This is a genomic window from Pseudomonas fluorescens HK44, from assembly GCF_000217955.3.
GTDB lineage: Bacteria > Pseudomonadota > Gammaproteobacteria > Pseudomonadales > Pseudomonadaceae > Aquipseudomonas > Aquipseudomonas fluorescens_AQ.
The window spans coordinates 274,421-287,340 of record NZ_AFOY02000009.1; the positions used below are offsets into that span (position 1 = coordinate 274,421).

10 protein-coding genes are annotated in these 12,920 nt (G+C 60.5%); 4 read left to right on the forward strand and 6 right to left on the reverse strand.

Annotation, left to right across the window (positions count from 1 at the left end; genetic code table 11):
• Nucleotides 1-67 precede the first annotated feature (67 nt).
• Nucleotides 68-1,579, reverse strand: a complete 1,512-nt coding sequence (locus tag HK44_RS09900; protein ID WP_019691943.1) for an efflux transporter outer membrane subunit — start codon at nt 1,577-1,579, stop codon at nt 68-70.
• A 220-nt stretch (nt 1,580-1,799) separates the two neighbouring features.
• Between HK44_RS09900 and HK44_RS09905 the strand changes: the two genes are divergently transcribed.
• The 3 genes from HK44_RS09905 to HK44_RS09915 all read left to right on the forward strand — a co-directional run bounded on the left by HK44_RS09905 (nt 1,800) and on the right by HK44_RS09915 (nt 4,758).
• Nucleotides 1,800-2,768, forward strand: coding sequence for a LysR family transcriptional regulator (locus HK44_RS09905; RefSeq protein WP_019691942.1), 969 nt, complete (start codon nt 1,800-1,802; stop codon nt 2,766-2,768).
• A gap of 252 nt (nt 2,769-3,020) precedes the next feature.
• Nucleotides 3,021-3,995, forward strand: coding sequence for a 2-hydroxyacid dehydrogenase (locus HK44_RS09910; RefSeq protein ID WP_019691941.1), 975 nt, complete (start codon nt 3,021-3,023; stop codon nt 3,993-3,995).
• 253 nt (nt 3,996-4,248) lie between these two features.
• Nucleotides 4,249-4,758 (forward strand): DUF2165 family protein, encoded by a 510-nt coding sequence (locus HK44_RS09915; RefSeq protein WP_019691940.1) that lies wholly within the window; start codon nt 4,249-4,251, stop codon nt 4,756-4,758.
• A 48-nt stretch (nt 4,759-4,806) separates the two neighbouring features.
• Here the strand turns inward: HK44_RS09915 and HK44_RS09920 are convergent, their stop codons facing one another.
• Nucleotides 4,807-5,709, reverse strand: a complete 903-nt coding sequence (locus tag HK44_RS09920) for a DMT family transporter (protein ID WP_019691939.1) — start codon at nt 5,707-5,709, stop codon at nt 4,807-4,809.
• A 139-nt stretch (nt 5,710-5,848) separates the two neighbouring features.
• Here HK44_RS09920 and HK44_RS09925 point away from each other — a divergent pair, with 139 nt between their 5' ends.
• On the forward strand, nt 5,849-6,724 hold the full coding sequence (locus HK44_RS09925) for a helix-turn-helix domain-containing protein (RefSeq protein ID WP_019691938.1): 876 nt from the start codon (nt 5,849-5,851) through the stop codon (nt 6,722-6,724).
• Nucleotides 6,725-6,784: 60 nt separating this feature from the next.
• On the opposite strand, the gene HK44_RS09930 is transcribed toward HK44_RS09925, so the two are convergent.
• The 4 genes from HK44_RS09930 to HK44_RS09950 all read right to left on the reverse strand — a co-directional run bounded on the left by HK44_RS09930 (nt 6,785) and on the right by HK44_RS09950 (nt 12,814).
• Entirely contained in the window at nt 6,785-9,226 is a 2,442-nt protein-coding gene (locus tag HK44_RS09930; protein WP_019691937.1) for a TonB-dependent siderophore receptor, read from the reverse strand.
• A gap of 167 nt (nt 9,227-9,393) precedes the next feature.
• Nucleotides 9,394-11,094 carry a bifunctional metallophosphatase/5'-nucleotidase gene (locus HK44_RS09935; RefSeq protein ID WP_019691936.1) on the reverse strand — a complete coding sequence of 567 codons (1,701 nt, stop codon included), beginning with the start codon at nt 11,092-11,094 and terminating at the stop codon, nt 9,394-9,396.
• Nucleotides 11,095-11,255: 161 nt separating this feature from the next.
• Complete coding sequence (locus HK44_RS09945) at nt 11,256-12,245, reverse strand: FecR family protein (RefSeq protein WP_019691934.1); 990 nt, start codon at nt 12,243-12,245, stop codon at nt 11,256-11,258.
• The gene (locus tag HK44_RS09950; protein ID WP_019691933.1) at nt 12,242-12,814 is read right to left on the reverse strand and encodes an RNA polymerase sigma factor; all 573 of its coding nucleotides are present in this window, start codon (nt 12,812-12,814) and stop codon (nt 12,242-12,244) included. Before HK44_RS09950 ends, HK44_RS09945 begins: the two co-directional genes overlap by 4 nt.
• Nucleotides 12,815-12,920: the final 106 nt, after the last annotated feature.

Consider the following 12,920-nt stretch of genomic DNA (forward strand, 5'->3'; position numbering starts at 1 on the left):
TCAGGCGACATGGATGCTGACTGATCCTCCCTCTTCGCGAGCAGGCTCGCTCCCACAGGGTTTGTGTTCAATTCGAGAGGCTCTGCAGAAGGGCCGGAGTTTTCGGCGCCTGGACTTTGCTGTCAGGCGGCACGTCGTTACCGGCACCGAGTCCGCCACCGAGGGCGGTGACCAGTTCGGCATGGGCACTCAAACGTGCAGCCTGAACCTGCTGTTGCACCTGCTGCTGCTTGAACAACAGGCTCTGGGCATTCAGCACATTCAGGTAATCGGTGAGCCCGCGCTGATAGGCGATCATCGCGATGTCGTAGGTTTTCTGCGCAGCCGCCACCGACTCCTCGGCGAAAGCTTGCTGCTTGTCCATGGACTCGCGGCGGATCAACTGGTCGGAAATGCTCTTGAGCGCATTGACCAGGGTCTGGTTGTACTTGGCCACGGCGATGTCATAGCCGGCCGAGGCTTCGCCCAGTTCGGAGCGCAAACGCCCCCCGTCGAAGATCGGTAGCGAGATCGCCGGCCCGACGTTGTAGTTGAGCTTCTTGCCGGTCAGGAACTCCAGCGCCCCGCCACCGGTGGCCATGTAACCAAGGCTGCCGACCAGATCGACGTTGGGGTAGAAGCCGGCGTGCGCCACGTCGATACCGCGCGCCTGGGCCGCGACTTGCCAGCGACTGGCGACCACGTCCGGGCGTTGGCCGAGCAATTGCGCGGGCAATGCCGAGGGCAGTTTCAGTGCGGTGCCAAGGGACAGCGTTGGACGCTGCAACTGTGCGCCCTCCCCTGGTCCTTTCCCTGCCAATGCCGCAAGTTGATTTCGACTCAGGGCGATTTCTTCGTCCAGAGCATCCAGTTGCCGATGGGTTTCCGGCAACGGGGTTTGTGCCTGGCTGACTTCGAAATGGGTGCCGATGCCGCCGTCCAGACGCTTTTGCGCGAGGTCGAGAATTTGCTGTTGCTGCTTGAGGGTCGCGGCCACGATGTCCCGCTGCGCGTAATGCAGCGACAGCTGGATGTAAGCGCGGACCACGTTGTTCTGCAATTCGAGCTGAGCCATGCGCGCTTCGGCGGCGCTCATGTGGGCCATGTCGACAGCACGTTCGGTGGCATTGCTTTCGCGGCCCCAAAGGTCGAGGGCGTAGCTGAAGCCGAGGGCAGCATTGTTGTCCCAGGTGGTGGTGTTGGCCAGCTCGCCCGGACCGTAGAACTGATCGGTGGGCCAGTTATGGCGTTTGAGCGTGGACTGACCATTGACCTGCAACGACTCGGCCGACTCGGCAACACCGGCCATGGATTTGGCCTGACGCACACGAGCAGCGGCCATGGCCATGCTCGGGCTGCCTTGCACGGCGAGGTCGACCCAGTGATTGAGTTGCGGGTCGCCATAGGCCTGCCACCACTGCGCGGTGGGCCAGTGAGCGTCCTTGGCGGCGCTCTGGATGGCCTCGTCGGTGGCCAATGTATTGGCATCGAATGCCTTGCCCTGCGGGGCAATACCTCCGGTTCCGATGCAGCCGCTGATTGCTAACGATAAAGCCCAAACACTGAGAGTCTTCAGCTCTCTGCTGATGCGACGCGGCACTGCTGCAAATTCCTGGAATTAGGGGAGGCACGAGGTCCTGTGGACACTGATTTAACTGTGGGAGCAGCCAGTAACGGCGTAATTCTAGGGGTGGGCCCGAGCGGCGATAAGCCGGGATTCCTGTGAATCTTTGTTACCGTTCACGAGATAATCCCTTGGTCGGGCTCACAGCACTCCGTAACTTCGTGTCACAATTTGTCATCGCACCCGAGAGCACCCCATGGACACTTTGCAAAACATGCGCGCCTTCAGCTGTGTCGCCGAAGCTGGCAGCTTCACTGCCGCTGCCGTGCAGCTGGATACCACGACGGCTAACGTCTCGCGCGCGGTCTCCAACCTGGAAGCCCACCTGCAAACCCGTTTGCTCAACCGCACTACCCGTCGCATCGCCCTGACCGAGGCCGGCAAACGTTATTTGCTGCGCTGCGAGCAGATCCTCGCCTATGTCGTGGAAGCCGAAGCCGAGGCCAGCGACGCCCACGCGCGCCCGGCCGGGCAACTCAAGGTGCACACCATGACCGGGATCGGTCAGCACTTCGTGATCGATGCGATCGCCCGTTATCGCAAGACCCACCCGGACGTGACCTTCGACCTGACCATGGCCAACCGCGTGCCGGACCTGCTGGACGAGGGCTACGACGTATCGATCGTGCTCGCCAGCGAACTGCCGGATTCCGGTTTCGTCTCGCAACGGCTGGGCATCACTTACAGCATCGTTTGCGCATCGCCGGCCTATGTGAAAGCCAACGGCTGCGCGCAGAAACCCAGCGACCTGCTGAATCACGCCTGCCTGCGCCTGGTCAGCCCGGTGATTCCGCTGGAAAAGTGGCTGTTCGACGGCCCGGAAGGCCAGGAAATGGTCACCATCAACAGCTCCCCGTTTCTGGTGAACTCCGCCGACGCCATGAAAACCGCGATTATCAGCGGCATGGGCGTCGGTGTGCTGCCGGTCTACGCTGCCATCGAAGGCCTACGTAACGGTAGCCTGGTGCGGGTCATGCCCAACTACCGCTCGCAAGAGCTGAACCTGTACGCCATCTACCCGTCGCGCCAGTACCTGGATGCGAAGATCAAGACCTGGGTCGAGTACCTGCGTGGGTCGCTGCCGGAGATTCTCGCGGCGCATCAGGCGGAATTGGCGGCGTATGAGTTGAGCGGGAGTCTGGGCGGGGCTCGGGTGGCCAATTGATCGTAAGGATTGACCCGATCCAGTGTGGCGAGGGAGCTTGCTCCCGCTCGAGTGCGCAGCGCTCGCAATCGTGTCAATGAGCTAATTCAGGCAAATCGAAATTGGAAGGCTGACGACTGCTGCGCAGCCGAGCGGGAGCAAGCTCCCTCGCCACAGGGTTTGTGTTCGCCCAAAGCCTGTGGCTCTCGCAAAAACCCGTCAGAGAATGTTAGCGTGCTTGGCATTCTCCTCCGCCTGACGAGCCTTCCCGCGATGAAAAAGACCGTACTTGCCTTCAGCCGTGTCTCGCCCGAAATGGTCGAGTCCTTGCGACACGACTTCGATGTGATCGTGCCCAACCCCAAGCTGGGTGACATCAATGCGCAGTTCAACGAAGCCCTGCCCCATGCTCACGGCTTGATCGGCGTCGGTCGCAAGCTCGGTCGGGCCCAATTGGAAAACGCCAGCAAACTCGAAGTCGTGTCCAGTGTCTCGGTCGGCTACGACAACTATGACCTGAACTACTTCAATGAACGCGGGATCATGCTCACCAACACCCCGGACGTGCTGACCGAAAGCACCGCCGACCTGGCCTTTGCCTTGCTGATGAGCAGCGCCCGACGTGTCGCCGAGCTGGACGCCTGGACCAAGGCCGGGCAATGGCAGGCCACGGTCGGTGCGCCGCTGTTTGGTTGCGACGTGCATGGCAAAACCCTGGGCATCGTCGGCATGGGTAACATCGGTGCGGCGATCGCCCGGCGTGGTCGGCTGGGCTTCAACATGCCGATTCTGTACAGCGGTAACAGCCGCAAGACCAACCTTGAACAGGAACTCGGTGCGCAGTTTCGCAGCCTTGATCAGTTGTTGGCCGAAGCCGATTTCGTCTGTCTGGTGGTGCCGCTCAGCGACAAGACCTGGCACCTGATCAGCCATCGCGAACTGGCGCTGATGAAGCCGAGCGCGATTCTGGTGAATATTTCCCGTGGTCCGGTGGTCGATGAACCGGCGCTGATCGAGGCCTTGCAGACCAACCGGATTCGCGGGGCGGGGCTGGATGTCTACGAGAAAGAGCCCTTGGCCGAGTCGCCGCTGTTCCAGTTGAAGAACGCCGTGACCTTGCCGCACATCGGTTCGGCCACCCATGAAACCCGCGAAGCCATGGCCTGCCGCGCCTTGGCCAACCTGCGCAGCGCGCTGTTGGGCGAGCGGCCGCAGGATCTGGTGAATCCGCAGGTGTGGAAGGGTTGATCAACTGACAGGCACGCCAATCAAGGCGTGCCTGTTGTTTTAAACTCATGCATGAGCAGAACAGTTCAGACCTGCATAACCATTCATATTAATGCTCATACCCCGACCCCGCACTTGACTTGCCACTCAACAGCACAACTTACCTTGTGACACAACTTGCAATTCAGTCCTCTGCCCGTCATTTTTTTTGCGTTATAAACTCCAGCCCCAACTGCCTGCACAGTGCAGGATCCGGATATGGAGAGTATGCAACATGATAAATTTCACAACGGCCTGCCTGATCAGGCGCAGTAAGTTGGCGCTGGTTTTAATGGCGGGAGGATTTGGCCTGTTTGTTGTATTCAGCAATGTGACTGACTACGCCACCAACTACGAATTCGTTGGACATGTCCTCAGCATGGACACGACCCACCCTAACGATACCCTGCGCTATCGCGCCATCACCTCCCCTATACTGCACCATAGAATCTACTGGATGATCATCACCCTGGAGACAACCTATACCGCTTGCTGTTTATTGGGCGCCTATCAGCTTTACACAAAGCTCAATGCGCCACGCAAGGAGTTCCACGAAGCAAAGAAATACGGAATTGTCGGCTTGATGATTGGCATTTTCGTGTACTACTTCTGCATACAGGTGGTCGCTAATGAATGGTTCGACATGGACTCTTCCGCCAAGTGGAATGCCACGGCATGGACCAGAAGCATTATCACTTACATGATGATGACGCTTATTTATCTGTCACTGAAAACCGACAACTAACCAACACCATACGGATCAACCCGACAAGGCAAAGTGTCACTTGATCGATCACGCCAACTTGCCACCGACCACCGCCACCCGTGCCTTGGGTTTGCGAAACACCAACACGTTACCCAGCATGACCAGCACCAATCCGGCCAATGCCGGTGTGGTCCATTGATAGCCTTCGGCGAAGGCCGACACGTTCAATGCCACCACCGGGAACAGCACTGTGCAATACGCCGCGCGTTCAGGGCCCATGCGCCCGACCAGGGTCAGGTACGCGGTGAAACCAATCACCGAGCCCGGAATCACCAGGTACAACAACGAGCCGATGTAACGCGTGTTCCATTCAATGTCGAAGGGAATACCTTTGACCAGGCAGTACATCGACAGCATCGCAGCACCATAGGCCATGCCCCAGGCGTTGGTCGTCAGCGGCTTGAGGCCGGCTTTCTGTTGCAGGCTCGAGAGCATGTTGCCCGCCGAAAAACACAGGGTGCCGAGCAGCGCCAGAGCCAGGCCAAGCAGGGTTTGCGGGCTGGCGGTATGGCCGACCAGTTCCGGCCAGAACAACAAGCCCAGCCCACACAGGCCCAGCGCGCCGCCCATCAGCACATTGCGCGCGACTTTCTGACCGAAGAACACCCGCGCATTCAGCGCATTCCACAGCGTGGCGGTGGAAAACACCACGGCGACCAGACCGCTGGGGATCCACTGACTGGCGCTGAGAAAACACATGAAATTGATGCAGAACAGACAGAGTCCCTGGGCCAGACAGATCAGATGACCGCGCCGGTTCATCACTTGCAAGCGTCGGCTGAGCAGTAGCATCACGAACAACACCAGAGAGGCCAGGCCGAAGCGATAAACGATCGACACCGGAATCGCCACCCCCCCCAGTTGCAGTTTCAAGGCGATCCAGGTGGTGCCCCAGATCAGCACGGTCAGCAGGTATAACGAGAGGTTCATGACGGCAACTCCTGAAGATGGCCTTCAGTCTGTGCCCGAGGCAGACCGTGTGCTTGCATAAACTTGCGCTTTTATCCGGCGACAGGCTGGCAGCGTCGAGGCGACGGAGTAGGATGCAAGGCGTTGGAGAGAACCGATCATGCCCGCACTGGAAACCCTGCAAGTCTTTCAAGCCCTCAACCGCTCGCCCAATGCTCGCCTTGAGCACAGCGCCGAGCTCGGTGACGGCATGGCTGCAGCCCTGTGGAGCAACCATCACGACGCCCAGGACTATGAAGCGCCGGGGCATCACACCCTCTCCTGCTACATCGCCGGTGGCACCGGGACCTTTCGCCGCGAGCAGCCCGACACCAAGGGCGGCCCGGACAAACTCTGCATCCTGCCCGCCGAGCACCAGTCAGCCTGGGTGATCAACGGTGAAATCCGTCTGGCTCACTTGTACTTCAGCTCCGAACAATTTGCCCTCGGCTGCGTCACCTTGCTCGACCGTGAACCCCGTGAACTGCAATTGCAGGAAAGCACCTTCCTCGAAGACCCGGTGCAGGCCCGACGTTTCCGTCAGTTGATTGAATTGAACTGGGACGAGCCCGGCGAACGCCTGCTGACCAGCAGCCTCGCCCATGAAATGCTCAGCCACACGTTGCTCAGTCAGGTCGGCCTGCGTCAGGGTTTGCGTCTCAAGGGTGGACTGGCCGCCCATCAACGCCGGCAACTGGTCGAGTACATCGACCAGCAATTGGCCGAGCCCATCAGCCTCGGTCAGCTGGCCGGTCTGTGTGCGTTGTCGGAGTACCACTTCGCACGGATGTTCCGCGAAAGCTTCGGCCTGCCACCGCATCAATACCTGTTGGCCCGCCGCCTGGCTCACGCCCGGCATTTGCTGCGCAGCACCTCACAGCCGCTCGGTGAAATTGCCCTCGCCTGCGGTTTTGCCAGCGCCAGTCATTTCACCAACCGCTTTCGTCAGGCCATGAAGGGCACGCCCGGTGAATACCGCCAGGCGTTTTTGCGTTAGCGCAGCCACTATGACTGAGCGTTCACTCCCATGCTCTGCATGGAAATGGCCCAGCGCTCATCAGAACTCCAGGGTGCTGGATAGCGAGATCTGGCGCGAGTCGCCCATCGACACGAAGAACCGGCTGACGGCGGAGGTGTAGTAAGTACGGTCGAAGAGGTTTTTCACGTTGAGCTGGAACTTGACCTTCTGCCCGTCGAGCCTGGTGTCGTAGGTGGCGAAGGCGTCGGCCACGGTGTAGCCCGGCAGGTCGAAGTCGTTCACCGCGTTACCGGCCCGCTCGCCGACATACCGGGCGCCCGCGCCCACCCGCAACTGGTCGCCACCGACGATAGTGCCGACGTCATAGACCGCCGACAGCGAGCCGGTGTTTTTCGCCACGTTTTGCAGTCGTTTGCCTTTGTAGGTCGGGTCTTCGGTGACCTCGGCGTCGGTGTAGGCGTAGCTGCCGATCATGCTCCAGCGGTCGCTCAACTGGCCGGTCAGGTCGATCTCCAGGCCACGGGAACGCACTTCACCGGCGGCGCTGTAAGTGGTGACCAGCGGGTTCTCGGCGTTGGCCACCAGCACGTTGCGTTTCTTGATGTCGAACAGCGCGATGTTGCCGGTCACGCGGCCCGGCATGTCGAGCTTGGCCCCCAGTTCCCAGGACTTGGCTTCTTCCGGTGCAATGCTGCCATCGAGAACGATCGTGCTGCCGCTCAATGGCGCGATGGTCGAGTTCGGTTTGAAGGACTCGGTGTAGCTGCCGTAGAACGACAGCTCATCGGTGTAGCGATACACCAGACCGGCGCGCGGCACCCACTTCTGACCGTTGCCGTCGGTGTTGGCCTTGAACGGACGACCCTTGCCGGCGTACTGGTCGTATTCCTGGAAGCGTCCACCGGCCACCAGAATCCACTGGTCGTTCAGGTGGATCGAGTCCTGCAGGAACACCGAATCGCTGCGCAGCAGATCGGTCTGATTGCTGTCCGCAGCGCTGACCGTGGTGCCCGCCACCTCACGACCGTAGACCGGATCCAGATAGCTGAAGGACGGGAACCGGCTCTTCTGGCGGATCAGGTCGGCGCGGTAGATCTTGCGGTATTCGTCATCCACGCCGAACACCAGATCGTGCTGCATGCCGGCCACATCGACCTTGCCTTCGAGGCTGGCGGTGGTGAAACGGTCGGTGGTCAGGGCGCCTTGAGTGCCGTCCATGCTGCGGGTCAGCGTGCCTTTTTTCGGGTCGATGTCGGTGATGCGAACCTGGCTGGCATCGTAGGTTTCGCGGTTCCAGCTGTAGCCGAAGCGGGCTTTCCAGTTGTCATTGAGTTCGTGGTCGGCTTCGAAATGGTACAGGTCCGAACGGCCTTCCATGCTGTTGAACGGTTCGTCGAGACGTCGATCGCTGGGGATGTCCAATGGGTGATTGGTGCGCGGGTCGATGGCCGTGCCACGGTCGAATGGCGTCAGGAATTCACGGTGCTCGTAGGCGAACAGCAGCTTGGTGCTTTCGCCATACCAGGCCAGCGAGGGTGCAATCAGGGTCTGGCGATTGGTGCCGAAATTGCGCCAGTAATCCTCATCTTCGTGGTCCAGCACCATGCGGTAGGCCAGCCCCGAATCCCCCAGTGCGCCAGTGCTGTCGAGACTGCCGCCGCTGCCATTCTTGCCGCTGCCATAGGTTGAACCACGCAAGGTCACGGCATTGTATTGCTGTAACTCAGGCTTCTTGCTGACCAGATTCACCACGCCACCCGGGTCCTGAATGCCGTAGAGCAACGAGGCCGGCCCCTTCAGGACTTCAACCCGATCCACCGCGGCGTTCAGGCCACGACCCTGCACCAGCGGCATGCCGTCGCGCATGATCGAGCCGTTGCGGTTGTCGCCGAAACCGCGGGTCATCACCGAATCCTGAGTACTGCCCAACGTGTTGCCCTGGGTGATGCCGCTGACGTTGGCCAGCGCATCGTCCAGATTACGCGGCACCTGGTCACGCAGTACCTGAGCCGGAACGACGTTGATGGTCTGGGGGATTTCCTGGAGCGAGGCCGATGAACGTGCCACTGAGGTGGTGGACGGCGGCTGATAGCTCATCGGTTGCTCAACCGTCGAGGTGATGGTGGTCGCGCCGAGATTCAGCGCGCCCTCAGTGGGTTGTGGTTCAAGGACCAGGGTGTGGGCGTCGGTCTGGCGGAAGGTGAAACCGGATTTGCTCAACAAGCGTTGCATGGCTTGCTCGGCGCTCATCTGGCCATTGATAGGCGGTGCGTTGAGACCGTAGGGCGCTTCATCGGTGTAAACCACACTGATGCCGGTCACCCGGCTGAAATCGCTCAAGGCCTGGGGCAAGGGTTTGGCAGCGATGCTGAAGCTGAACAGCGCGCTGTGCTGCTCGCTGGACTGCGCGGCGCCAGCCACGCTCAGCGGCAACAAGGCCAACGCCGAAACGGCCAGCGCAGAAGCGCCAAACCACTGTTTAACCGAACCGCCTGCCGCCGATTTTGCCCTGGACTTCATTGCTTGTGACCTGTGTGTAGAAACGCTACGGATGCGAATGAATCGCACTTTCACCACTACACGGATGTCACTCGGGTTTACCTCACTCCTTTTTTGAAATTATTTTCTCCTGCTGCTGATCGTTCAGAGCATGGGAACGATCATTATGCGACACGTGCCTGGCAGCCCTATTTCACCTTCACGATGCGCCCTGCACTCTTGGCCGAACCAACGGGTTTGCCTTGTTGCTCCATGCGGTGCAGGTAGTCGATCAGACTATCGAGGTCCGTCACGCCCAAATCGCTGCGGTTGATTCCCTGCTTGAACAGACTGAAGCGATCGCCGCCGTCGGCCAGAAAGCCGTTCACCACCAGTCGATAATTGCGCTCGGGCTGCACTGGCTTACCGTTAAGGCGAACACTGCCGGGGATCACGCGACTGCCCAGCGGGCGCGTGGAGTCCCAGCGATAACTGAAGCCCCTGGAAACTTGCAGCGCATTGAAATCGCCTGCGGTTTTCCATTGCTGATTGAGCAATTGTTCGAGTTGCCGCCCCTTCAGGTCGAAGGCGATCAGGGTGTTGTTAAACGGCTGCACCGTCGCCAGCTGTCCATAATTCAGGCGTTTGAGACCCGGCTCCAGGGCCAGGTCGCCACGAATGCCACCACTGTTCATGAAGGCGATCTGTGCGCCATGCGCCGCGCCAGCCGCCAGTTGAGCATCGGCGATCAAGTCACCCAACGGCGCCTCCCCCGCAGCATTGGCACGTCGAGTGATCGGTGACGCCGCGATGGCCCCGACGGGTTTGAGCAGTATGTTATTGCTGCGTGCTTCGACTTCCCGCTGCAAGGCGAGCATCTGCGGGTCGGCCGGATAGTGCGCCGGATCAGCCAGCAGGTTGGTTGCGTGAATGCCCGTGACCCGATGCTGACCGGGGGTCACGTCGAGCGTCAGGCGGGTCATCAGATGCCCATAGGAACTGCCCTGAGTCACCAGCAGAGGACCGACCTTGCACAGATAACCTTGATGCGAATGCCCGGAAATCAACACATCGACCGCCGGATCGAGTCGCTTGGCCACCTCAACGATATCGCCGCTCAGTTGGCTACAGTCCTGTTTGTCGTAGGGTTCGGGGGTCGAGCCGCCCTGGTGGATCACCGCGACAATCGCATTGACGCCCTGGCGGTTGAGTTCAGGAATCAGCCGATTGATCGAGTCGGCTTCGTCCTCGGTACGCAACCCCTGCAGGCCCTTGGCGCTCACCACGGAGGCAACATCACGCAGTACCGCGCCGACAAAGGCGATCTTCTGGCCTTTGACCTCTTCGATACGGTACGGCGGCAACAGGGTTTTGCCGGTATCGGTGTCGATCAGGTTCGCCGCCAGGTACGGGAAACCGCTGCCGGGATAGCGGGCGCGAAACTGGCAGGCCCTGGTCGGACGAGTCGATTCGCAGCCGCCGTTGAGCTGGCGCAGGAACTCCGCCTTGCCGTTGTCCAACTCATGATTGCCGATGGCGCTGAGTTTCATGTCCATGTACCGCAGCGCTTCTAGCGTCGGTTCGTCGGCCCACATCGCCGACAGCGGCGGACTGCCGCCCACCAGGTCACCGGCACCGATGAACAACAGCTGCGGATCGTCCTTGCGCAGTTGCGTCAGCATCCCGCCGAGGGTCGCGATGCCCCCGGCCTTGAGCACGTGCACACCGTCAGCGGCCGTGCTGTCACGAAACGAATACGGGTTGGCCTGCAAGTAACCGTGCAGGTCGTTGATCGCCACGATGTTCACGGCAACCGGAGGCGCTGGCGGCTGAACATGAGTGCAACCGCCCAGCGCGGCAATGGCCAGGGCAACTGCACTGAGTAGCCTTGGCAGGGAATGGCGTGTCATGGGCTCATCCTTGTTCGCTAATCGTTATCCGCAGAAGTGTGGCGATCAGACCGGTTGCAGCTGGCCGTGTATCGCTTGCGGCACTTCAACCTGTTTCAGCGTAGTACCCATCCCTGCACGCAGCAGGAGGATTTTCAGGTGGTCGGTCATGCGCTCGACCCTCAGCGCAAAATGATCACCCGTCCCAACAGGTTGTGCTGCTCGAACCCCAATACCCCTTGCAGGGAATCGAGCACCGCTTGCGGGTCTTGGCTTGGAAAGCTGCCACTGATCCGTCGTGCGGCCAGGTCGTCGTTAAGCACGACGATCCGTCCTGGGTAATAGCGATCGAGGTCTTTCACCACATCAGCCAAGGGTGACTTGTAATAGTTGAGCCAGCCCTGACGCCACGCCAGTTGCGCTTCACTGTCGACCGCGTGGAGTTTTGCCGCGCTGGCGCCGCCGTAGGCCACTTGTTGGCCAGCCGTCAGCACCTGCTGCCCGGCGCCCTTGATCGGCGTGACACCGACGCGTCCCGAGAGCACCGTCACCTGTGCGCCTGCCGGATGCAGTCGTACTTCGAACTGCGTCCCGAGCACCCGCGCCTCGCCCTGTTCAGCGTCGACCACAAAGGGCTCGCCAGTATGGCTCACACTGAAAAAGGCCGCACCGCGACGCACTCGAACATGCCGCTCACCGTGGCTGAAATCCACGGCAATGGCGCTGTCGGCATCGAGGGTGACTCGAGACTGATCGGCCAGGGTCACGCTGCGCACCTCACCCGGCGCCGACACATAGTCCGCCGCTAAATCATCGAACCAACGCGACGGTTGCCAACCGGCGCCTATCGAGACCATCAGCAGCAAGCAGGCGGCCATGGCCAAACCGCCAGACCAGCGCCGCACGCTGGAACGCCTGGAGCGGTTCATCGCATTGAGGTAACCCTGCAAGGCAAAGGCCTCTTCCTCGGCCAGGGTGCGGGCCGGTACTTCGCTCAATTCCCAGACCACGTGCGCCTGGGCGTAGGCTTCGGCATGCGCCGGATCGGCCTGCAACCAACGGCTGAACGTGGCGTGATCGCCGCTGCTCGGCTGGTCGTGCAACAGGCTCAACCAGGCCAGCGCGGCCTGCTCCTGAGCCGGCGTCGGAGTGACGTTGGCGGTGTGATTCACGGGGCTGTCCCTGGCGTGCGTGATTCAGGTTCTCGCAGACTGGCCTTGCAGGCTTCGAGGGCGCGCATCATATGTTTTTCCACGGCACTTTGGGAAAGCCCCATGGCCTTGGCGATTTCGGCGTACGTGCGCCCGTGAATGCGATTGAGCAAAAAAATCTGCCGGGTACGTTCGGGCAAACCGCGCAACGCTGTTTCGACATGACGCAGGTCATTGCCAGCTTCCAGCGCTGCTTGCGGCTCGACGCTGAGGGTGTGCTGTTGCTCTGGCAACCAGCCTTCGTTGAGCTTTACCCGAGCACCTTCGCTGCGCAGATGATCGATAGCGATGTTGCCGGCGCAGCGCAGCAGGTAAGTGCTGAGCTCTTCGACCTGCACCAGCGGTCGGCGCCAGAAACGTAAAAACAGGTCCTGCACCAGATCTGCGGCAGTCGCCCGACAGCCCACGCGCCGACTGACCAACGCTTCCATTTGTGGCCGCTGGGACAAGAATACCTGCAGAAAATACGCGCGACTGTCCGGGCTGTCGGAGCCGTCGATGTTCCGGGATTCGGGTGGAGTATTGATCATCAAAGGTCGGCTCAACGTGGTCCATGCCCTACGCAGGGTCAACGGTGCGCCAATATTAATGATAAATATTCTCATGCGCAAAAGACTCTTATGAGAGCCTTCTACT